At 70.9% G+C, this 20,075-nt stretch carries 18 protein-coding genes; 5 read left to right on the forward strand and 13 right to left on the reverse strand.

Going from position 1 to position 20,075, the window contains the following annotated elements; translation table 11 throughout:
• The first annotated feature begins 13 nt into the window (after nucleotides 1-13).
• Complete coding sequence (locus MWM08_RS14245; RefSeq protein WP_244407095.1) at nucleotides 14-1,528, forward strand: GH3 family acyl-acid amido synthetase; 1,515 nt, start codon at nucleotides 14-16, stop codon at nucleotides 1,526-1,528.
• On the opposite strand, the gene bfr is transcribed toward MWM08_RS14245, so the two are convergent.
• The 8 genes from bfr to MWM08_RS14285 form a co-directional block, all read right to left on the reverse strand.
• Nucleotides 1,494-1,982 (reverse strand): bacterioferritin, encoded by a 489-nt coding sequence (gene bfr / locus MWM08_RS14250; protein WP_244407096.1) that lies wholly within the window; start codon nucleotides 1,980-1,982, stop codon nucleotides 1,494-1,496. The two genes, MWM08_RS14245 and bfr, sit on opposite strands and share 35 nt — an antisense overlap.
• Nucleotides 1,983-2,070: 88 nt before the next feature.
• The gene (locus MWM08_RS14255; protein ID WP_244407097.1) at nucleotides 2,071-2,250 is read right to left on the reverse strand and encodes a (2Fe-2S)-binding protein; all 180 of its coding nucleotides are present in this window, start codon (nucleotides 2,248-2,250) and stop codon (nucleotides 2,071-2,073) included.
• A 7-nt stretch (nucleotides 2,251-2,257) separates the two neighbouring features.
• Nucleotides 2,258-3,292, reverse strand: a complete 1,035-nt coding sequence (locus tag MWM08_RS14260) for an extracellular solute-binding protein (RefSeq protein ID WP_244407098.1) — start codon at nucleotides 3,290-3,292, stop codon at nucleotides 2,258-2,260.
• A gap of 163 nt (nucleotides 3,293-3,455) precedes the next feature.
• Nucleotides 3,456-4,241: an HpcH/HpaI aldolase family protein gene (locus tag MWM08_RS14265; protein WP_244407099.1), complete on the reverse strand. Its 786-nt coding sequence runs from the start codon at nucleotides 4,239-4,241 to the stop codon at nucleotides 3,456-3,458.
• A 55-nt stretch (nucleotides 4,242-4,296) separates the two neighbouring features.
• The gene (locus tag MWM08_RS14270; protein WP_244407100.1) at nucleotides 4,297-5,862 is read right to left on the reverse strand and encodes an ABC transporter substrate-binding protein; all 1,566 of its coding nucleotides are present in this window, start codon (nucleotides 5,860-5,862) and stop codon (nucleotides 4,297-4,299) included.
• Between the two features lie 197 nt (nucleotides 5,863-6,059).
• A complete protein-coding gene (locus MWM08_RS14275) occupies nucleotides 6,060-6,500 on the reverse strand; it encodes a Rid family detoxifying hydrolase (protein ID WP_341482818.1) in 441 nt (146 codons plus the stop codon).
• Nucleotides 6,501-6,536: 36 nt separating this feature from the next.
• Nucleotides 6,537-8,144 (reverse strand): cisplatin damage response ATP-dependent DNA ligase, encoded by a 1,608-nt coding sequence (locus tag MWM08_RS14280; protein WP_244407101.1) that lies wholly within the window; start codon nucleotides 8,142-8,144, stop codon nucleotides 6,537-6,539.
• A complete protein-coding gene (locus tag MWM08_RS14285) occupies nucleotides 8,141-9,196 on the reverse strand; it encodes a ligase-associated DNA damage response exonuclease (RefSeq protein WP_244407102.1) in 1,056 nt (351 codons plus the stop codon). Before MWM08_RS14285 ends, MWM08_RS14280 begins: the two co-directional genes overlap by 4 nt.
• A gap of 47 nt (nucleotides 9,197-9,243) precedes the next feature.
• Here MWM08_RS14285 and MWM08_RS14290 point away from each other — a divergent pair, with 47 nt between their 5' ends.
• On the forward strand, nucleotides 9,244-11,772 hold the full coding sequence (locus MWM08_RS14290) for a ligase-associated DNA damage response DEXH box helicase (RefSeq protein WP_244407103.1): 2,529 nt from the start codon (nucleotides 9,244-9,246) through the stop codon (nucleotides 11,770-11,772).
• Nucleotides 11,772-12,521 carry a ligase-associated DNA damage response endonuclease PdeM gene (gene pdeM, locus MWM08_RS14295; protein ID WP_244407104.1) on the forward strand — a complete coding sequence of 250 codons (750 nt, stop codon included), beginning with the start codon at nucleotides 11,772-11,774 and terminating at the stop codon, nucleotides 12,519-12,521. The genes MWM08_RS14290 and pdeM overlap by 1 nt, the downstream gene beginning before the upstream one ends.
• 3 nt (nucleotides 12,522-12,524) lie before the next feature.
• On the opposite strand, the gene MWM08_RS14300 is transcribed toward pdeM, so the two are convergent.
• On the reverse strand, nucleotides 12,525-13,727 hold the full coding sequence (locus MWM08_RS14300) for a Zn-dependent hydrolase (RefSeq protein WP_244407105.1): 1,203 nt from the start codon (nucleotides 13,725-13,727) through the stop codon (nucleotides 12,525-12,527).
• A 142-nt stretch (nucleotides 13,728-13,869) separates the two neighbouring features.
• Here MWM08_RS14300 and MWM08_RS14305 point away from each other — a divergent pair, with 142 nt between their 5' ends.
• A complete protein-coding gene (locus MWM08_RS14305; protein WP_244407106.1) occupies nucleotides 13,870-14,079 on the forward strand; it encodes a hypothetical protein in 210 nt (69 codons plus the stop codon).
• 77 nt (nucleotides 14,080-14,156) lie between these two features.
• Nucleotides 14,157-15,089, forward strand: coding sequence for a Bug family tripartite tricarboxylate transporter substrate binding protein (locus tag MWM08_RS14310; RefSeq protein WP_244407107.1), 933 nt, complete (start codon nucleotides 14,157-14,159; stop codon nucleotides 15,087-15,089).
• 146 nt (nucleotides 15,090-15,235) lie between these two features.
• On the opposite strand, the gene MWM08_RS14315 is transcribed toward MWM08_RS14310, so the two are convergent.
• Genes MWM08_RS14315 through MWM08_RS14330 form a run of 4 tightly spaced genes read right to left on the reverse strand, consistent with a single transcriptional unit; the run spans nucleotide 15,236 to nucleotide 20,065 of the window.
• Entirely contained in the window at nucleotides 15,236-15,772 is a 537-nt protein-coding gene (locus MWM08_RS14315; RefSeq protein ID WP_244407108.1) for a carboxymuconolactone decarboxylase family protein, read from the reverse strand.
• Between the two features lie 50 nt (nucleotides 15,773-15,822).
• Nucleotides 15,823-16,296 (reverse strand): MaoC family dehydratase, encoded by a 474-nt coding sequence (locus MWM08_RS14320; RefSeq protein ID WP_244407109.1) that lies wholly within the window; start codon nucleotides 16,294-16,296, stop codon nucleotides 15,823-15,825.
• Nucleotides 16,293-18,002 carry a hydantoinase B/oxoprolinase family protein gene (locus tag MWM08_RS14325; RefSeq protein ID WP_244407110.1) on the reverse strand — a complete coding sequence of 570 codons (1,710 nt, stop codon included), beginning with the start codon at nucleotides 18,000-18,002 and terminating at the stop codon, nucleotides 16,293-16,295. Before MWM08_RS14325 ends, MWM08_RS14320 begins: the two co-directional genes overlap by 4 nt.
• Nucleotides 17,999-20,065 carry a hydantoinase/oxoprolinase family protein gene (locus tag MWM08_RS14330; protein ID WP_244407111.1) on the reverse strand — a complete coding sequence of 689 codons (2,067 nt, stop codon included), beginning with the start codon at nucleotides 20,063-20,065 and terminating at the stop codon, nucleotides 17,999-18,001. Before MWM08_RS14330 ends, MWM08_RS14325 begins: the two co-directional genes overlap by 4 nt.
• Between the last annotated feature and the right edge of the window lie 10 nt (nucleotides 20,066-20,075).

Here is a 20,075-nt window from a genome sequence, read left to right on the forward strand (position 1 = left end):
ATCGGCCGCGCCAATGAGCGCGCCCTTCGACGCCACGCCCCTGCTGCGCGCCTTCGCCGCGCGGCGCCATGCGCGCCTGCTCGCCATGGACCCCGCCGCCACGCAGCAGGCGCTGCTGCTGCGCCTGGTGCAGCGCGCCGCCGGCACGCGCTTCGGGCGCGACCACGGCTTCGGGGCGATCCGCTCCGTGGCCGACTTCCAGCGTGCCGTCCCGCTGCGCCGCTACGAGGCACTGCACGATGCCTATCTCGCACCCACCCTGCCGGTGCTGGAGAACGTGCTGTGGCCCGGGCGTACGCCCTACCTCGCGCTGTCCTCGGGCACGACATCGGGGCGCACCAAGCACATCCCGGTCACGGCCGGGATGGTGCGCGCCAATCGCGGCGCCGCGCTCGACGTGCTGGCCTGGCATCTCGCGCAGCACCCGCAGGCGCGGCCGTTCGGCGGGCTGTCGTTCATCCTGGGCGGTTCGACCGACCTCACGCAGGTCGCACCTGGCGTGCGGGCCGGCGATCTCTCGGGCATCGCGGCGGTCGAGGTGCCATGGTTTCTCCGGGGCTGGGCCTGGCCTCCCGCGCGCATCGCGCTGATGCCGGACTGGGACGCGAAGCTCGCGGCGCTGGCGGCCGAGGCGCCGGTGGGCGACATCCGCACGCTGTCGGGCACACCGTCCTGGCTGCTGGTGCTGCTGGAACGACTGGCCGCGAAGCATGGCGTGGCGCCGCTACCCTCGCTGGAACTGCTCATTCATGGCGGCGTCGCCTGGGCGCCCTATCGCGATCGCCTCGCACCCTTCCTGCCGGCGGGCTGCCTTACGCGCGAGGTCTATCCGGCCAGCGAGGGCTTCGTCGCCATCGCTGACCGCGGGGATGGCGAGGGGCTGCGCCTGAACCTCGACCGCGGCTGCTTCTTCGAATTCGTGCCGGTCGGCGAACTCGACGCGCCTGCGCCGACCCGCCACTGGGCCGCGACGATCGAGACCGGCGTGGACTACGCCGTGGTCCTGTCATCCTGCGCCGGACTGTTCGGCTATGTGCTGGGGGATACGGTGCGCTTCATCGACCGCGCACCGCCGCGCCTGCTGGTGACGGGCCGCACGTCATGGACCCTGTCCGCCTTTGGCGAGCACCTGGACGGCGAGGAGATCGAAGCCGCGCTGATGCATGCCGCCGCGGAGGCCGGCATCACGGTGGTCGAATACGTGGTGGGCCCGGAATTCGACGGCAGTGCCGGGCGGCACCGCTGGTGCATCGAGGCCGCGGGCAGTTGCGATCCGGCGTCGCTCGCCGCACTGCTCGATGCCGCGCTGCGCGTGCAGAACGACGACTACGCGGCGCATCGCGACGGCGCGCAACTGGCACGGCCCGAGGTGGTCCTGCTGCGACCGGGGGCCGTGGCCGACTGGATGCGCGCGCAGGGCAAGCTGGGCGGACAGCACAAGGTGCCGCGGGTGATCGCCGACCCCGCGCGCTTCGCCGATGCCGCCGCCGCGCTCAGTGGCCCTGGTCGGGGGCCGCGTCCGAATTGAGCAGCGTGTAGCGCTCGATCCCGATCTTCGCGATCAGGTCGAACTGCGTGTCGACGAAGTCGGCGTGCTTTTCCTCGTCGCGCAGGATGGTCAGGAACAGGTCGCGGGTGACGAAGTCGCGCACCGTCTCGCAGTACGCGATCGCCTCGCGCAGGTCGGCGATCGCCTTCTCCTCGAGCTTCTGGTCGCATTCCAGAACCTCGCGCACACCCTCGCCGACCAGCACGGGGTTGAGGCGCTGCACGTTGGGATGGCCGCCGAGGAACAGGATGCGCTCGATCAGCGCATCGGCGTGCTTCATCTCCTCGATCGATTCCTCGTATTCGTGGCGGCCGAGCTTGGTCACGCCCCAGTGCCGCAGCATCCGCGCATGCAGGAAATACTGGTTGATGGCGGTGAGTTCGTTGGTGAGCTGGGTGTTCAGATGTTCGATGACCTTGGGGTCGCGCAGCATGGGGACGTCTCCTGTCCTGCGGACGTGACCGCCCGTCTCCGCAAGCCATACCTGCGAAGACGGCCCGGGGCTGTCAAGCCGCGCGCGGTCAGGCGCGTGCGGAGGCCGCGGACCCGCTGCGCAGCAGGTCGAGGATGGTCCGGCAGCAGCAGCCGCATTGGGCGTCGCAGCCGCAGCCGGCATAGACTTCAGCCGGGCGAGAGGCACCGGCGGCGATCGCGGCGGTGATCTGCGCCGCGGTCAGCCGGTTGCAGTGGCAGACCACCATGGCGGGCTCAGCGCCAGCCGGCGCGCTGCATGATCTGCAGCGCCTGCGGGGCCAGCGCGCCGTAGCGCTGCGCATTGACCTCGTCGGCCCGGAAGGTGCCGAGCGCGGCCAGCGCCGGATGCGGCGCGACATCGGCCACCACCGGGTATTCGAAATTGCCGTTGGCGAACAGTTCCTGCGCGCGCGGGCCTGTCAGGTATTCGATGAACTTCAGCGCCATCTCCTTGTTCGCGGAGGACCGCACGACGCCCGCGCCCGAGACGTTCACATGCGCGCCGCGGTCGCCCGCTCCCTGGTTCGGGAAGATCACGCCGATGCGGTCATACACCGCCTTCTCGGCCGGGTTCGACGAGGCACCGAAGCGCGCCAGGTAATAGGTGTTGGCGATCGCGAGACCACCCACGCCCGCGGCCACGGCCTGGAACTGCGGCGTGTCGCCGCCCTGCGGCGGGCGCGCGAGGTTGGCCGCGACGCCGCGCGCCCAGGCCTCGGCCGCCTGTTCGCCGTCGGCCACCATGATGCTCGCCATCAGCGACGTGTTGTAGGGGTGCGCCGCGGCGCGCACCAGGATCTGGCCGCGGAACTCCGGCTTCGCCAGGTCCTCGTAGCGGTCGAGCCCCGCGGGGCGGCCGCGCTGCTTGTCGAACATCACGACGCGGGCGCGGCGCGAGACGCCGTACCAATGCCCCTCGGGGTCGCGCAGACTGGCGGGCACGCGGCCCTGCAGCACCTGGCTCGTGGTCGGCGCCATGATGCCCGCGGCGACCGCGCGGGCGAGCCGCGCGCCATCCACCGTGATCAGCACGTCGGCCGGGGTATTCGCACCCTCGGACTGGATGCGGGCGATCAGCTGGTCGGCATCGCCTTCGATCAGGCGGATCCGCATCCCGGTCTCGGCGGTGAAGCCGTCATACAGCGCCCGGTCGGTGTCGTAATGGCGGGAGGAATAGAGCGCGAGGGTGCGGTCCTGCGCCAGGGCCGGGCGCGCCAGCGTGGCGGCGCCGAGCGCGGCGGGAAGGGCGAGGAGGTGGCGACGCAGCATGTCTGTGACCCTGTTCGACTGGCAGGGCCTTCCTACTGCAAATGCGAACCTGTCGCAAATGATTTTGCGAACCCTTCTCAGTTACATCGTGCAACCGGACGCCCTGCCCCGCGCAGGACGCGGCGGCCGATGCGCTGGCGCAGCGCACCGGCCGCCGCGACGGTCAGGGCTGCAGCCCGCGCAGGAATTTCTGCCGCGCGCCGCCCGCCGCCATCAGGAAGGCATGGTCCGACCCGCTCAGCAGGAAGCGCGCACCCAGGCCGATGTAGTCCCGCGCCACGACTTCGTCGTAAACGCCGCCCATGCCCATGTGCTTGCCATGGGCCTTGCAGGCCGCGGCCACCTTCGCATAGGCGGCGCGCACATCCGGATGGCCGATCTGACCGGCGATGCCCATGGACGCCGTGAGGTCCGAGGTGCCGATCATCAGGCTGTCGACACCGGGCACGGCGGCGATGGCGTCGGCGTTGGCCACGGCCTCGGGCGTCTCGATCATCACGCAGACCAGGATCTCGGCGTTGAGTTCGCGCTGCGCGGCGGCGGTGTCGCTGACCATGAAGCCGTATTGCGCCGGCGGGCCGCCCCAGGACCGGCTGCCGGTCGGCGGGTAGCGGAAGGCCTGCACGACCGTCGCGGCCTCGTCCGCCGTGTCGACATGAGGCACCACGATGCCCATGGCCCCGTTGTCGAGGCAGCGCGTACCCTCGAAGATCGCGTCCTTGCACACGCGCACGATGGGGGTCACGCCCTGCGACAGCGCGGCCATGCACATGCGCGTGGCGTCGTCGACGCTCATCGCGCCGTGCTCCATGTCGACGAACAGCCAGTCGAAGCCGCAGCCGGCGGCGATCATGCCGACCGCGGGCGTGCGCAGATGATGCACGCCGAAGCCGAGGGCGAGTTCGCCGGCTTCAAGGCGACGTCGGGCGAGGTTGGGTGCGAGAGGCATGATGGCGTTTCCCTGATTGGCAGTGGCCGCACGCCACCACGCGCATCCGGGGCGGTCAATCGGCGGGGCGGATGCTCATGGCCAGGGTGTACTGGTCGATGCGCGGCGTCATGGTGATGCCCTGACGCGCGCCCCAGTTGTTCACCTGCAGCAGCAACGGCAGCATCACCGCCTCGGCCAGCGCGAGGTCGGTCGCCTCGCGGATCAGCGCCAGGCGCCGCGGGGCCGCGACCTCGGCACCGGCGGCGACCAGCAGGCGGTCGAGCGCCGGGTTCGAATAGCGGATGCGGTTCGCATTGCCCAAGCCGCCCTGCCCGCGCGTGCCGAGCTGCGGCACGAGGGTGTACAGCGCCTCGCCGGTCTGGTTGCCCCAGGAGGAGAGGAAGACCGGCAATTCGTAGCGATTGCGCCGCGGCGTGAAGACCGCGTGCGGCATGGTCTCGACCGCGGTCGCGACGCCGATGCGCGTCCACATCTGCGCCACGGCCTGGATCATGCGCGCCGAATTCACGATGCGGTCGTTGGAGGTGGTGATGGTCAGGCGGAAGCCGTTCGGATAGCCGGCTTCGGCCAGCAGGCGGCGGGCGGCATCGGGGTCGGTGCGCTCGACCGGGATATCGGCGAAGTGGCCGAAGAAGCCCTCGGGCAGGAACTGGCCGGTGGCGATGGCCTGGCCCTCGTTGATACGATCCACCAGGGCGCGGCGGTCGATCGCCAGGGACAGCGCGCGGCGCACGCGCACGTCGCCGAGCGGGTTGCGCGTGAGCGCCGGGGCGCCGTCATTGGCGCGGATGTGGCCGGTGGCGAGGGCCTCGTCCGTTCGGTCGAAGCCGAGGAAGACCAGGCGGTTCGAAGCGATGGTGAAGACCTGCAGGCGCCGGTCGCCGCGCACCCGCGCGACATCAGCCGAGGGGATGTCGGCGATCACGTCCACATCGCCGGCCAGCAGCGCCGCGGTGCGCGCGGAATTGTTCGGGATGACGCGGAAGGCGACGCGCTCCCAGGGTTCGCGCCCGCGCCAATACGTGTCGTTGCGGGTGTAGTGCGCCTCGGTTCCAGCGGACCAGCGGGCGAAGCGGTAGGGGCCGGTGCCGACCATGGCGCGGCCCGAATTGTAGTCGTCGGTGCTCGCACCCTCACCGTGGCGGCGCGAGACGATGAAGATATTTGACAGGTTCGCCATCAGCAGCGGCGCCGGCGCGGCGGTGGTGATGCGCAGTTCGTGCGGCCCGATGATCTCGACCTGCCGCACCTCCCGCGTATAGGTGCCGAAGCTGCCCGGGCTGTTGGGCACATTGCCGGCGCGGTGCAGGGAGAAGGCGACGTCGTCCGCCGTGAAGGGCGTGCCGTCGTGCCAGCGCACGCCCTCGCGCAGCCGCACGGTCCAGGTGATGCCGTCGGTGGTCTCGGCGGCGGTGGCGAGTTCGGGTTCGAGCTGCATCGCGGCGTTCGGCGCGTGCAGGGTCTCGAAGACATGGGCGGCGGTGGCGCTGGATTGCGCGTGCGCGTGATAGTGCGGGTCGAGCGCGGTGGGCGGCGTGGCGAGCCCGATGGTGAGCGTCTGCGCCGCGGCAGGCAGCGCGGCGATGGCGAGCAGGGCAGCGAGGCGGATGCAACGCATCGAAGTCCTCCGGCACGAGGGCCAGCCGAGTTTGCACGACGCGGGACGGGAAAGACAGGCGCGGCTTGCGACAGCCGCGGCACCTTCCGCCATCCGCATGGCCTGTCCGCGGCGGCCCGGCCTGTGGCGCCGGCGCGTCGCCGCGCCGGGTCGCCGAGGCTCGCTCCGCACGGACGGCGCGGAGCGCGGCAGGAGGCTCAGCGCGCCGCGATGGCGGCGATCTCGATCTTCACGTCGCGCGGCAGGCGCGCGGCCTGCACGGTCGCGCGCGCCGGCGGGTTGGTCGGGAAGTAGGTCGCGTAGACCGCGTTCATCCGCCCGAACTCATTGAGGTCCGCCATGAACACCGTGGTCGAGACGATGTCGGCCATGGTGAAGCCGGCGGCCTCGACCACGGCGCGCAAATTGTCGAGCACCTGGCGCGTCTCGGCCTCGATGCTGCGGTCGGCGATCATCTGGTTGGTGCGCGGGTCGAGCGCGATCTGGCCGGCGAGGTACAGCGTGTTGCCCACGCGGATGGCCTGGCTATAGGGGCCGATGGCCTCGGGCGCGTTGCGGGTGGCGACGACGCGATCCTGCGCGGCAGCGGCGAGCGGCAGCATCAGCGCGAGGGCGGCAAGGGTCGGCAGGCGGATCATGGTGGGGCTCCCGGGTTGGCGATGGCCCGCCGAGGTTCACCCGGCGCGGTCGCGTTCCGCAAGCGTGGTGTCGATCAGCGCCTCCACGGTTTCCAGGCGGTCGGCTTCCTCGGGCGGCTTGTCGCGGCGGATGCGGGCGATGCGCGGGAAGCGAAGGGCCACACCGGATTTGTGGCGCGTGCTGCGCTGCGCGGCGTCAAAAGCGACTTCGAAGACGATGCCGCGCTCGACCTCCCGCACCGGGCCGAAGCGGTTGGTGGTGTTGTTCCTGATCCACTTGTCGAGCCAGGCGAGTTCGTCATCCGTGTAGCCGGAATACGCCTTGCCGATCGGCACCAATTCGCCATCCGCGCGCCAGACGCCGAAGGTGTAGTCGGAATAGAAGGACGACCGCTTGCCGTGGCCGCGCTGGGCGTACATCAGCACGGCATCGACGGTGAGCGGGTCGCGCTTCCACTTCCACCACAGGCCCTTGGTGCGGCCCGCCACATAGGGCGCGTCGGCGCGCTTGAGCATCAGCCCCTCGATCGATGCCGCGCGGGCGCCGTCGCGGATGCGGCCCAGCGTGTCGAGGCTGTCGAAGGGCACCAGCGCCGAGAGGTCCATGCGCGGCGGCGAGATGCGCGCGTGCCAGGATTCCAGCCGTGCGCGGCGGGTGTCGAAGGGCAGCGGGCGCAGGTCCTCGCCGGCGTCAAACAGCAGGTCGTACAGGCGCACGGCGGCGGGGAAGTCGCGCTGCATCTTGGCCGTCGGCGCCTTGCGGTTGAGGCGCTGCTGGAGGTCGGCGAAGGGGGCGACCTCGTTCTCCCGCACCACCAGCAATTCGCCGTCGAGCACGGCGTGGAAATCCATCGCGGCGCAGATTTCGGGGAAAGCGCCGGAGATATCCTCCCCGCCGCGCGACCAGATGCGCCGCCCGCCGGGACCGGCGGTGAGCTGCACGCGGATGCCATCCCATTTCCATTCGGCACGCCAGTCCGGCGCGTGCAAGGCCGCGAGGTCGGGTGCCTCCAGCGGGTGCGCGAGCATCAGCGGGCGGAAGATCGGCTGGTCGCGCGGGTCGGGGCGCTCGGCCTGGCCTTCCAGCCAGCGGAACAGGGGCGCGTAGGGCCAGGCGACACCGTGCCAGACTTCCTCGATATCCTCGACGCGCTGGCCGGACCATTCGGCCAGCGCCACGCGCGCAAGGCGTGCGGAGACGCCCACGCGCAACCCGCCGGTGACCAGCTTGATCAGCGCGAGCCGCCCGCCGGCGTCGAGTGTGTCGAGCCAGCCGGCGATCAGCGCCGGCACCTCGGCCTTGGGCGTGTCCTGCAGCGCCTGGACGATGTCCGACAGCGCCGGGGGCGGTGCGTTCACGCCCGCGCGCGGCTGCCAGACCAGGGCCAGCGTCTCGGCTAGGTCCCCGACATAGTCGTAGGACATGCGCCAGAGTTCCGGGTCGATGCGCGATGCGCCGAGCTCACGGATCACGCCGGGCTTGGCGGCGGAGAACACCAGTTCGTCCGTCAGCGCGGCCAGGCCGATGCCGCGCTCGGGGTCGGGTTGCGTCGCGAACCACTGCGCCAGCAGCGCCAGTTTCGCATTGCGCCCCGGCGTGAAGACCAGGCGTTCGAGCAGTTCGGCGAAGGCGGGCAGGCTCATGGCGCGGCGGCCTCGGCGGGCGGTTCGCCCTCGTCTTCCTCGCCGCGGCCGACCAGGTGCAGGGCGCGGCCGCGGATGCCGCGCTGGCCGAGGGCATGGATCAGCGCGTCCTCGCGCCCATGCGTGACCCAGATCTCCGGCGCCTGCACGTCGTCGGCGGTGGCGAGCAGTTCATCCCAGTCGGCGTGGTCGGAGATGACCAGCGGCAATTCGATGCCGCCCTGCTTGGCGCGCTGGCGCACGCGCATCCAGCCGGAGGCGTTGCACACGACGGGCTCCGCCAGCCGCCGCGCCCAGCGATCCGCGATGGCCGAGGGCGGCGCCAGCACGATCGCGCCCTTCAGCTCGTCCTTCTTCGCGACCGTCGCCGCGCGCAATTCGCCCAGCGGCACGCCGAGCGCCTCGTACACACGGCACAGCGCGACATGCGCGCCATGCAGATGGATCGGCGCGTCCCAGCCGGCCAGGCGCAACAGCGCGATCAGCCGCTGGCATTTCCCGAGCGAGTAACAGCCCACTACATGCGTGCGCTCCGGGAACAGCGCGACGGATCGCAGCAGGCGCGCGATCTCGGCCGCGGCGGGCGGGTGGCGGAAGACCGGCAGGGCGAAGGTGGCTTCGGTGACGAAGACGTCGCAGGGTTCGGGTTCGAAGGCCGCCGCGGTCGGATCGGGGCGGCGCTTATAGTCGCCTGAGACCACGGCGCGGCTGCCCCGCCATTCCATGCAGACCTGCGCGGAGCCCAGCACATGCCCGGCCGGGCGCAGCCAGACGCGCACCCCGTTCATGCCGATCGCTTCGCCGAAGCCGAGCGCCTGTTGGCTGACACCCGCCCTGCCCTCGCCCATGCGCTGCGTCATGATGGCGAGCGTCTCGCGCGTGGCCAGCACATGCGCGTGGCCCGGGCGTGCATGGTCGGAATGGCCGTGGCTGATGATGGCGCGGTCCACGGCGCGGGTCGGGTCGATGAAGAAGCCGCCGGGCTCGCACCACAGGCCGGAGGGGGTGACCTTCAGCCAGGTCTCGGGATGGGGGGCGTTCACGGGTTGCATATGGGTGGCTTCCCGGGGCGATGAACCGCCGCCATATTGGCGCGCGAATGAGAACATTGCCAGAACCTTTCGGCGGCTGGTTCGCCGCCCGCGGCTGGACGCCGCGGCCGCACCAGCTCGCGCTGCTGGAGGCTGCAACGCGCGGGGAGCACGTGCTGTTGCTGGCGCCGACGGGCGGCGGCAAGACGCTGGCCGGGTTCCTGCCCTCCCTGGTCGACCTGGCGCGCCAACCACGCGAAGGGCTGCACACGCTGTATGTCTCGCCGCTCAAGGCACTGGCAGTCGACATCGCGCGCAACCTGACCGCGCCCGTGGCCGACATGGCCCTGCCCATCCGCATCGAGACCCGCACCGGCGACACCCCCGCCAACCGACGCGCCCGCCAGCGCGAAACCCCCCCGCAGATGCTTCTGACCACGCCGGAGAGCCTGACGTTGCTGCTCTCCCTGCCCGATGCGCCGGCCTTCTTCGGCGGGCTGGGTGCGATCATCGTGGACGAGGCGCATGCGCTGGCCGGGACCAAGCGCGGCGACCAGCTGGCACTGTGCATGTCGCGGCTGGCCACGCTGGCGCCGCGCGCACGGCGTGTCGGGCTGTCGGCGACCGTCGCGCATCCGCAGGCGCTGCGTGCCTGGCTGTCGCCGAGCGCGCAGGCCGACGACGTGCGGCTGGTGGAAACCAAGGGCGGCGCCGCCCCGGTCTTCGACCTGCAACTGCCGGAAGGGCGCCTGCCCTGGGGCGGGCATATGGGCCTCGCTTCCGCGCCCGAGATCTACCGTCGCGTGGCCGACGCGAAACTGACCATCGTCTTCGTCAACACCCGCGCCCAGGCGGAACTGGTCTTCGCCGCGCTTTGGCGGTTGAACGAAGAAGCCCTGCCGATCGGCATGCACCACGGCAGCCTGGAGATCGGGCTGCGCCGCAAGGTGGAAGCCGCCATGGCCGAAGGCCGCCTGCGCGCGGTGGTGGCGACGGCGTCCCTCGATCTCGGCATCGACTGGGGCGATGTGGACCAGGTGATCCAGGTCGGCGCGCCCAAGGGTGTGAGCCGCCTGTTGCAGCGGGTGGGGCGCGCCAATCACCGCATGGACGAACCCTCCCGCGCCGTGCTGGTGCCGGCCAATCGCTTCGAGGTGGTGGAATGCGTCGCCGCGACCGAGGCCGTGGCCGCGCATGAGTTGGATGGCGAAGCGCCGCGCCCCGGCGGGCTGGATGTGCTGGCGCAGCATGTGCTCGCCATGGCGTGCTCCGCGCCCTTCCACCCGGATGCGCTGTACGCCGAGGTGACGCGCGCCGGCGCCTATGCCGCGCTGACGCGGCGCGACTTCGACGACGTGGTGCGCTTCGTCGAGGATGGCGGCTACGCCCTGCAGGCCTATGACCGCTTCCGCAAGCTGTTCCGCGATGCCGAGGGGATGGTGCATGTCCGCGGCACCGCGGTGGCGCGGCAGTTGCGGATGAACCTTGGCACGATTGTGGAAACGCCGCTGCTCAAGGTCCGCCTGCGCGGCGGCGGCGTGGTGGGCGAGGTGGAGGAATGGTTTGTCTCCACCCTGGAGCCCGGCGACTGCTTCCTGTTCGGTGGACAGGTGCTGAAATACGAACGCATCGAACCCGCCGCGGTGATCGTGACGCGCGGCGGGGATGGCGAACCGCGCGTGCCGGTGTACGCCGGGGCGCGCATGCCGCTCACCACGCATCTCGCGGCGCGCGTGCGCTCGATCCTGTCCGACCCGCGGCGCTGGCGGCATCTGCCCGAAACGGTGAAGGAATGGCTACGGCTGCAACGCCTGAAATCCGAATTGCCGCCGCGCGACGGGCTGCTGGTGGAAACCTTCCCGCGCGGCGGCAAGTGGTTCCTGGTGGCGTATACGTTTGAAGGGCGGCTCGCGCACCAGACGCTGGGCATGCTGGTGACCAAGCGCATGGAACGCATGGGCCTCGGGCCGCTCGGCTATGTCGGCACCGACTATGTGCTGGCCATCTGGTCCGCCTTCGAGCCGCACGATGTCGAATCGCTGTTCGCCGAGGACATTCTGGGCGACGAGATGGAGGAATGGCTGGCGGAATCCTCGATGCTGCGGCGGACCTTCCGCAACATCGCGACGATCGCCGGCCTGCTCGAGAAGAACCACCCCGGCGCGGAGAAATCGGGCCGTCAGATGACGATGAATTCCGACCTGATCTACGACGTGCTGCGCCGCCACCAGCCCGACCACATCCTGCTGCGCGCGACCCGCGCCGAGGCCGCGCAGGGCCTGACCGACGTGGCGCGCATCGCCGGCCTGCTCGCGCGCGTGAAGGGCCGCATCCGCCATCGCGTGCTGGACCAGGTCTCGCCGCTCGCGGTGCCGGCGCTGATCGAGGAAGGCCGCGAATGGGTCGCCGGCGGCGCCGAGGACGCGCTGCTGGCCGAGGCCGCCGCGCTGGTGGCCGACGCGACCGATGGCGCCGAACACTTCGCGGAGACCCTCGCCGAGGTCACCGACCCCATGCCCGTGCGCGGCACCTCCGTCGCGCGCGACAGGCGCCGGTCGAAATGGCGCCGCTCGGCACCGAAGATGGTGACCGGCTGATGGCCGCCGCCCCCATCCACATCGCCGGCGAGAGGCTGATGCTCGACCCCGCCGGCGTGCTGCACTGGCCCGCGCGCCGGCTGGTCTGCGTGGCCGACCTGCATCTGGAAAAGGGCAGCGCCTTCGCAGCGCGTGGGCAATTGGTGCCGCCCTACGACACGCGGGAGACCATCGCCCGCCTGCTGCCGGTGCTGCGCCGCTACGGCCCGCAGCGCTTGGTCTTCCTGGGCGATTCCTTCCATGACGGGCAGGGCTGCATACGGCTGGCCGAGGCCGATCGCACCGCCCTGATCCGCGCCCTGGACGGCATCGAGGTGACCTGGGTCGCCGGCAACCACGACCCCGCGCCGCCAGTCGGCCTGCCCGGCGCGGCGGTCGAGGAATGGCGCGATGGCCCCCTCACGTTCCGCCACATCCCGCAGCCGCGCGCGGTGGGCGAGATCGCCGGCCACCTGCACCCGCGCGCCACCGCGCCGACACGCGCCGGCGGCGTCTCGCGCCCCTGCTTCGTCAGCGATGGGCGGCGCGTGCTACTGCCGGCCTTCGGCGCCTATACCGGCGGCCTCGACACCGCCGACACGGCCATTGCCGGGCTGTTCACGCGTGGCGGGCGTGCCTTCCTGCTGGGCGGCGAGCGGCTTTATTCCTTCCCGCTCGCGCCGCGGCGGGCCGTGTCCAGCGCGGCGCTGGAACGCTTCGGCAACCAGGACCTGCCGCTGCTCAACGCGACCAGGCTGCGCAGCGGCTGACCCTCACACCTTGAGGTAGCGCTCCGCCGCATCGGCCAGCACCTGGCAGCACAGCGCGAGGTCTTCCTCCTTGGTGTCCTCCGCCCAGTGGTGGCTGATGCCGCCGATCGAGGGTGTGAACAGCATCGCGACCGGCATGCGCTTCGCGATGTATTGCGCGTCGTGCCCCGCGCCAGAGGGCATGCGCGTCCAGGCGCCGGGCGCTTCCGCCTGCGCCGCGGCATCGAGCGCTTCCATCATCGCCGGGTCGCAGATGGCGGGCGTTGCGCGCGACTTCTGGATCAGCGTCGCCGGACATTTCTCGCGCCGGTTGCTCTCGGCCACCAGCGCGCGCAGCGTGGCTTCCATGCGTTCCAGCACGGGCACGCTCACGTCGCGGAACTGGAACAGCACCTCCGCGCTGCCGGGAATGATCGACGGCGCACCGGGTTCGAGCGAGATCCGCCCGGTCGTCCAGGTGGACCGCGCGCCGCACACGCGTGGAAATTCCGCGTCGATCGCCGCCAGCAACCGGACCGCCGACAGCCCGGCATCGCGCCGTTCGGCCATGGTGGTGCCGCCGGCGTGGTCCTGCATGCCCTCGAAGCGGATCAGCCACTGCCAGATGGCGACGATGCCGGTCACCACGCCCACGCGCAGGCCCGCACTTTCCAGCTGCGTACCCTGTTCGATGTGCATCTCGAAGAAACCCTTGTGGCGGCCGGGTTCGAGCTGCATGCGCGGCTTGCCGGCGAGCCCCGCTGCGGCCAGCGCCTCGCGCAGCGGCTGGCCGTCGTTGCGCGACTTCGACCGGTCGATCTCGTCCTCGGCCAGTTCGCCGATCATCGACCGGCTGCCGAGGAAGCCGCCTTCGAAGTGCCCTTCCTCATCGGCGAAGGCCGCGACATCCACGGGCAACCCCGCGCGCGCGAGTGCTACGCCCGCCATGACCCCGAGCGCGCCATCCAGCCATCCCGCCTGGTTCTGGCTTTCGATATGGCTGCCCACCAGCACATGCGGCCCCGGCCCCTTGTGCCGGCCATACACGTTGCCGATGCCGTCGATGCTGGCCTCCAGCCCGCATTCGGCCAGGCGTTCCATCAGCCAGCGGCGGCTTTCCATGTCCTGGGGCGAATAGGTCGGCCGGTGCACGCCGGTCCGGTAGGCGCCGATCTGCCGCAATTCGTTGAGGTCGCGCAGGAAGCGATCGGCGTCGATCCGGGGCATGGGCGGGCTCCATTCGTCGGGAAGCCATGCTGCGGTGCAAAATTCGTCGCGACAAGGTGCGACGTTAACTGCGCGGCAAGGAGTTCCGCGCTTTGTATCGACTCGCCGCAAACCGCGGTGTTCCTGTCGCAGAGGCTGAAAAATGACCGCCCTGGCGCCCCTCCCCCGTTCCACCGAAGACCTGAGCTCCGTCGCGCTGCTGGAATCACCGAAGGGTGCCGAACTGCACCTGCGCGGCCATGGCGGCACGCTGCTGCGCGTGCCGCTGGCCGATGCGGACCACCTGCGCGGCCTGGCCGCGCTGGCGATGATGGCCGGCGTGCTCGCCGCCCCGGCCGCGCGCATCGCCTGATAGGCTTTCGCCCGGCCGCCGCCACGGCCTAGGGTTCCCCCAGCCCGCGCGACACAACAGCGGGCGGGAGGACGCGCATGACACGCATTGCCGCCGCGCTCGCCGCGGTGCTGACGGCCATCGCCGCGCCTGCGACCGCGCAGGTGCAGATGATCGTGAACTTCGCCGCCGGTGGCCCGACCGACATCGTCGCCCGCATGATGCAGAACGAGATGGCGGCCGCCCTCGGCCAGCCCGTGGTGGTGCGCAATGTCGCGGGCGCCGGCGGCACCATCGGCACGGCCGAGGCGGCGCGCGCACGACCCGATGGGCAGACCATCCTGTTCTCCCCGGTCGGGCCCGTCGCCATCCAGCCGCATTTCCGGCGCGGGCTGGGCTACACGCTGGAGAACCTGGCGGCCATCTGCCAGGTGGCGGACAGCCCCGTGGTGATGATGACGCCGAAGAATTCCGGGCTGCGCACGGTGGCCGACGTGGTGGCGCGCGGGCGTGCGCAAGGCCAGGGTTTCCCCTTCGCGTCAACCGGCGCGGGGTCGATCCCGCACATCTCGAATGTCGCGCTCATGCGGCTCGCGAATTTCGAGATGAACCATATCCCCTATCGCGGATCGGGCGAGGTGATGCTGGCCTTCCAGCAGGGCCAGGTGCAGCTGTTCACCGACCAGACGCTGCTGATCCGGCAATACGACCTGCACCCGATCGCCTTCCTGACCGAACGGCGCAATCCCGACTTCCCCGACGTGCCGACCATGCGCGAAGCCGGCTACGACCTGGTCTACACGATCTGGTCGGGCCTTTATGCGCCGGCGGGCACGCCGGAGCCGCTGATGGCGCGGCTCGAAGCCGCCTGCCAGCGCGCCATCAACCACCCCGACGTGGTGGCCGGCATGACGCGCGTGGCGCAGCCGATCCTGTACCGCAACCGCGCCGACTTCGCCGCCTTCACGCGCAACGAGAGCGAGAAGTTCCGCGCCCTGATCGCGGCTGCGGGGCTGCGTTCGGCCGAGTAGGGCGGATCCCGATCGGGTGAATCTCATCTGATCGCGTGAAGATGCACGCAGGAACAGAAGACTGGCGGCGTTGCCGCGAGCGAGGCCAACGGCTGCGCCTCCAGCCCGCGTGACGAACGGCACGCCGCGGCATCGCGCCGCTGGCCTCATGCGTCCGGCGGCAGCACGTCCGCGCCGTTGATCTCGAGCGCTTCGAGCACGCGCGAGACGCAGTTGTAGCCCGCGATCGTGACCGTCAGTTCCACCAGCTGTCGCGCGGGGAACAGCTCGCGCACGGCGCGCGCGACGTCGTCGGGCACATGCACCTGCCGGGTCATGGCGTCGCAATAGGCGAGGACGGCGCGCTCGGTCGCGTCGAACAGCGTGCTGCCGTCCCATGCCGGAAGTGCGTCGAGCTGCGCCTGGCTCATGCCCTCGGCGAGCGCGATTGGCGCATGCGCGGCCCATTCGTAGGACGCGCCGTTGATCGCGGCGATGCGGCAGATCACCATCTCACGCAGCCGGCCGGACAGCGTGGAGTTCCAGCGCACCGCGTCGAACATGGTGATCCAGCCGGTCGCGATCGGCGGTGCATGCAGCAGCATTCGGTGCAGGTGGCCGACCTTCTTGCGCGAGGCGCGGATCGCGGCGGCCGCCTCGACATGGTCGGGATGCGCCGTGTCGGCGTAGGGAATGCGGGCCATCGGTGTCCTCCGTGGCGCCGAGTGTGGCGCGCGCGACGCCGGGCGTGAAGTCAGGGGCGGCGGCGCAGCAGGTAGCGCTGGCGCCCGTCCATCACCAGCACGCCCGTCTGGTTGTGCACGGTGCTGCGCAGGCCGAGCACGCCGGTCGTGCGTTGCGGCGTGATCTCGTCGACCTCCAGCGCGGCATAGAGCGTGTCGCCGGCGAAGACCGGGTGCAGGAAGCGGGAGGACTGTTCGAGGAAGCCCTTCAGCGAGTCCTCGACCAGGTGCGGAAAGATGCCGGCGCCGGCGGCGGTCTGGATCGCCACCTGGAAGCCGTGCGCCAGCATGTGCGGCATGCCGCGCGCCCGGCAGTATTCGACATCGTAGTGCACCGGGTGGTTGTCGCCCGACGCCAGCGCGAAGGCGGCGAACAGCGCCTCGGTCATGGTGCGGCTCGGCAGGACGAAGCGTTCGCCGAGGGTGAAGTCCTCGAACCAGCGCTGCGCCGGCACCATGCGGTGCGCGGCCGGGTCGAAGGTCACGGGACGCCCGGCCGCGCGCCATCCGGCGCGATGTAGCCCCGCGCGCCATCCGGCGCGATGTAGCCCCGCGCGCCGTCCGGCGCGACGTAGCCCAGTTCGCGGTCGCGCGCCGCGGCCGCTGCGTTGCGTGCCACCGGATCTCCGAAACCGCCGCCGCCGGAGGTCTCCAGCCGCACGATGTCGCCCTGCCGCAACCGCACGCCATCCGACTTCGGTGCGATCGGTGTCTCGACGCCATCGCGGATGCGCACCAGCCGCCCGAGGCTGCCCGGCCCGCCCCCAGCCAGCCCATAGGGCGGGAAGCGGAAGCGATCCATGTTCGCGGTGAACACGCCGGCCGGGCTGTCCACCCGCCATTCCCGGAACAGCCCGAGCCCACCGCGGAACGCGCCTGCCCCACCCGACCCTGGCAGCAGGCCGTAGCGCGTGATGGTCAGGGGCATCTGGCTCTCGATCATCTCGACCGGGATATTGGCGTTGTTGTGCATGCCGAAGGACCAGGCGTTCACGCCATCCTTGCCAGGTGCCGCGCCGGTGCCGCCGATCTCGATTTCGACCAGCACCTCGCGCGATCCGTCCGCACCCTCGGTCTGGAAGGTCGCGACATAGGACCCGCCATAGTAGGCCGCGGGCATGCGGTCAGGCAGAGCCCGGTGCAGGCAGCCGAACATCACATTCGCCAGGCGATGCGACACCGCCACGCGATGCGCAACCGAGGCCGGCGCGCGGCAGTTGGTGACGGAACCCTCGCGATGGGTGATGCGGATCGGCCGGTAGCAGCCGGCATTGGCCGGCATGGCGCCATCCGTCGCGGCGATGATCGCGTAGTAGACCGCGCAGTTCGACATGGCCGGCGTACAGTTGATGGGGCCGCGCTGCTGGTCGGCGCAGCCGGTCAGGTCCACCACGATTTCGTCGCCCTGCACCGTGACCGCGGCGTGCAGCCGGACCGGCTCGCCCGAGATGCCGTCATCGTCGAGGAAGTCCTCGAATTCGTAGCGCCCGTCCGGCATGGCGCGGATGGCCGCGCGCATCGCCGCCTCGCTCATGTCGAGGATGCGCGCGGTGGCCTCGGTGATGCCCGCCGCGCCGTAGCGCTGCGCTAGCCGGCGGATCGACGCCGCGCCGACATCGAGCGAAGCCAGCTGCGACTGCAAATCACCCAGCATCAGCGCCGGCTTTCGCACGTTCTGGCCGATCATCTCCCAGACCGCGCGATTGAGCCGCCCGTTCTCGATCAGCTTCAGCGGCGGGATCCGCAGGCCTTCCTGGAAGACCTCCGTCGCGGTGGCGGCGTAGGACCCCGGCGCCATCCCGCCCATGTCGATGTGGTGGCACAGCGCGCCGACATAGGCGACGCGCCGGCCCTCATGCATCACCGGCTTGAACACCAGTACGTCGTTGAGATGCTGCGCGCCGCAATACGGGTCGTTGGTGGCCACCACGTCGTCCGGCCCCCATTCGTCCGCCACCACGAAACGGTCGAGCAGCGTGCGCAGCGCCGCGCCCATGGAATTCAGGTGCTGCGGGATGCGCGCGGACTGCGCGACATTGTTGCCCTCCGCGTCGAACACCGCGGTGGAGTAGTCCAGCAGCTCGCGCACGATGGTGCTGCGGCTGGTGCGCCAGATGGTGATGTCCATCTCGGCTGCCGCGGCGGTCAGCGCGTTGCGGATGACCTCGATCTCGATGGGGCCGAACGTCATGCTGCCTGCCTCCGCGCCATCAATGTGCCCGCAGCGCCCAGCGTCGCCGTCCAGCCGCGCGTGATCCAATGCGTGGCAAAGGCTTCCTCGACGATGGCAGGGCCTTCGATGGTGTCGGTCGCGGTCATCGCCTCGCGGTCCCAGACCGGAATGTCGCGCCATGCGCCGGATTCGAACGCGCGGCGCGTACCCTTGCGGGCCGGGCGGGCGGCGGGCGGCGGGTCACCAGGTTCGGGCTTGTCGAGCAGCCCGGTCGCGATGGCACGCAGCGTCACGATTTCGACCGGATCGCCGGGATTGGCGTAGGAGAAACGCTGCCGATGCATGGCGTGGAAGCCCTCGACCAGCGCCGCCAGGTCGCCGGCATCGGGCACGGCCACCTCGCCCCAGGGCACCAGCAATTCGAAGGCCTGGCCGTGGTAGCGCATGTCCACCGCGATGCTCACGCGGCGGCGCTCCGGCGCGATGCCGTCCCGCGCCAGGCGCGCATCCGCCTCGGCGCGCAACGTGGCGATGGTCTCGGTGATGCCCGGCAGGCTGGCTGGCTCTGCGCGCATCACCCGTGAGCGCGCGATGTCCTGCGTGAGGTCCGAGAACAGGATGCCATAGGCCGAGAGCGTGCCCGGTTCGCGCGGGAAGGCGACCTCGGTCATGCCGAGTTCGCCCGCCACTTCCGTCGCATGCAGCCCGCCCGCGCCGCCGAAGGACAGCAGGCAGAAGTCGCGCGGGTCGAGCCCCTTCTCGAACAGCGAGAGCCGGATCGCCGCCCCCAGATTGGCGTTGGTGACCGTGAGGATTCCCTCCGCCGCCTGCTCGACTCCCAGGCCGAGCGGCCCACCCACGCGCGCCTCGAGCGCCGCGCGCGTCGCGGGCATGTCGAGTTTCATCATCCCGCCCAGGAAGAAGTCCGGATCCAGCCGGCCGAGCGCCAGGTTCGCATCCGTCACCGTCGGTTCCGTCCCGCCGCGCCCATAGGCCACCGGGCCCGGCCGCGCGCCGGCGCTGCGCGGCCCGACGGTCATCCGCCCGCCCGCATCCACCGCGGCGATGGACCCACCGCCGGCGCCGATGGTGCGCATCTCGACCATCGGCAGGCGCACCGGCAGGCGGTCGATCTCGCCCTGGGTGATGACCGAGACGCGTCCCTCCTGCACCACCGAGACGTCATACGACGTGCCGCCCATGTCCACCGCGACCAGGTTCGGCCGCGCCAGCAGCGCCGCCAGCCGCCCCGCCGCGAGCGTGCCGCCCGACGGGCCGGACAGCAGTAGCCGCGCCGGCTGCTCCGCCGCCATGCGCAGCGAGCATACGCCGCCATTCGACTGCACGAGGAAGACCAGCGGATGGAAGCCGCCCTCGCCGAGCTTCGCCTCGAGCCGATCGAGATACGCCTTCACCACCGGCACCAGCAGCGCGTTCAGCACCGTGGTCGATGTGCGTTCGTATTCGCGGATCTCGGGCGAGATGTCGGACGACAACGACACCGGAAGGTCCGGCCGCGCGGCCTGCAGCAATGCTGCGATCCGCTGCTCATGCGCCGGGTTCGCGTAGGCATGCAGCAACGAGACCGCGACGCATTCGGCGCTCAGTGCCGCGATGCGGTCGAGCAGCGCAGGAACTGCGCCCTCGTCGAGCGGCACCTCCGTGCTGCCATCCGCGCGCATGCGCTCCGGCACGCCGAGCCGCCGGTCGCGCGGCACCAGCACCGGGAAGGGATCCGGTGCCAGGCCATAGATGTCGCGCCGGACATGGCGATTGATCTCAAGCACATCCTCGAATCCAGCCGTGGTCAGCAGCACGCCGCGCGCGAGTTTGCGTTCGAGTACCGCATTCGTCGCGATGGTGGTGCCGTGCAGCAGCAGGCCGACCTCCGACAGCGCGAAGCCGAAGCGCTCCGCCGCCTCCCACACGCCGCGCAGCAGGCCGATCGAGGGGTCCTCCGGCGTGGTCGGTGTCTTCCAGGCGCGCGCGATGCCCTGGCGTGCGTCGAGGATCTGCAGGTCGGTGAAGGTGCCCCCGATATCGACCGCGATGCGGACAGGGCGGGCGGTGTCTGTGCTCACGCGCGAAATT

The sequence above is a fragment of the Roseomonas fluvialis genome (assembly GCF_022846615.1).
Taxonomy (GTDB): Bacteria; Pseudomonadota; Alphaproteobacteria; order Acetobacterales; family Acetobacteraceae; genus Neoroseomonas; species Neoroseomonas fluvialis.

Coding starts and splice junctions, on each gene's coding strand:
- MWM08_RS14245 (WP_244407095.1), top strand. CDS start 14: ATGAGCGCGCCCTTCGACGCCACGCCCCTGCTGCGCGCCTTCGCCGCG.
- bfr (WP_244407096.1), bottom strand. CDS start 1,982: ATGCTGCGCGACCCCAAGGTCATCGAACATCTGAACACCCAGCTCACC.
- MWM08_RS14255 (WP_244407097.1), bottom strand. CDS start 2,250: ATGGTGGTCTGCCACTGCAACCGGCTGACCGCGGCGCAGATCACCGCC.
- MWM08_RS14260 (WP_244407098.1), bottom strand. CDS start 3,292: ATGCTGCGTCGCCACCTCCTCGCCCTTCCCGCCGCGCTCGGCGCCGCC.
- MWM08_RS14265 (WP_244407099.1), bottom strand. CDS start 4,241: ATGCCTCTCGCACCCAACCTCGCCCGACGTCGCCTTGAAGCCGGCGAA.
- MWM08_RS14270 (WP_244407100.1), bottom strand. CDS start 5,862: ATGCGTTGCATCCGCCTCGCTGCCCTGCTCGCCATCGCCGCGCTGCCT.
- MWM08_RS14275 (WP_341482818.1), bottom strand. CDS start 6,500: ATGATCCGCCTGCCGACCCTTGCCGCCCTCGCGCTGATGCTGCCGCTC.
- MWM08_RS14280 (WP_244407101.1), bottom strand. CDS start 8,144: ATGAGCCTGCCCGCCTTCGCCGAACTGCTCGAACGCCTGGTCTTCACG.
- MWM08_RS14285 (WP_244407102.1), bottom strand. CDS start 9,196: ATGCAACCCGTGAACGCCCCCCATCCCGAGACCTGGCTGAAGGTCACC.
- MWM08_RS14290 (WP_244407103.1), top strand. CDS start 9,244: ATGAGAACATTGCCAGAACCTTTCGGCGGCTGGTTCGCCGCCCGCGGC.
- pdeM (WP_244407104.1), top strand. CDS start 11,772: ATGGCCGCCGCCCCCATCCACATCGCCGGCGAGAGGCTGATGCTCGAC.
- MWM08_RS14300 (WP_244407105.1), bottom strand. CDS start 13,727: ATGCCCCGGATCGACGCCGATCGCTTCCTGCGCGACCTCAACGAATTG.
- MWM08_RS14305 (WP_244407106.1), top strand. CDS start 13,870: ATGACCGCCCTGGCGCCCCTCCCCCGTTCCACCGAAGACCTGAGCTCC.
- MWM08_RS14310 (WP_244407107.1), top strand. CDS start 14,157: ATGACACGCATTGCCGCCGCGCTCGCCGCGGTGCTGACGGCCATCGCC.
- MWM08_RS14315 (WP_244407108.1), bottom strand. CDS start 15,772: ATGGCCCGCATTCCCTACGCCGACACGGCGCATCCCGACCATGTCGAG.
- MWM08_RS14325 (WP_244407110.1), bottom strand. CDS start 18,002: ATGACGTTCGGCCCCATCGAGATCGAGGTCATCCGCAACGCGCTGACC.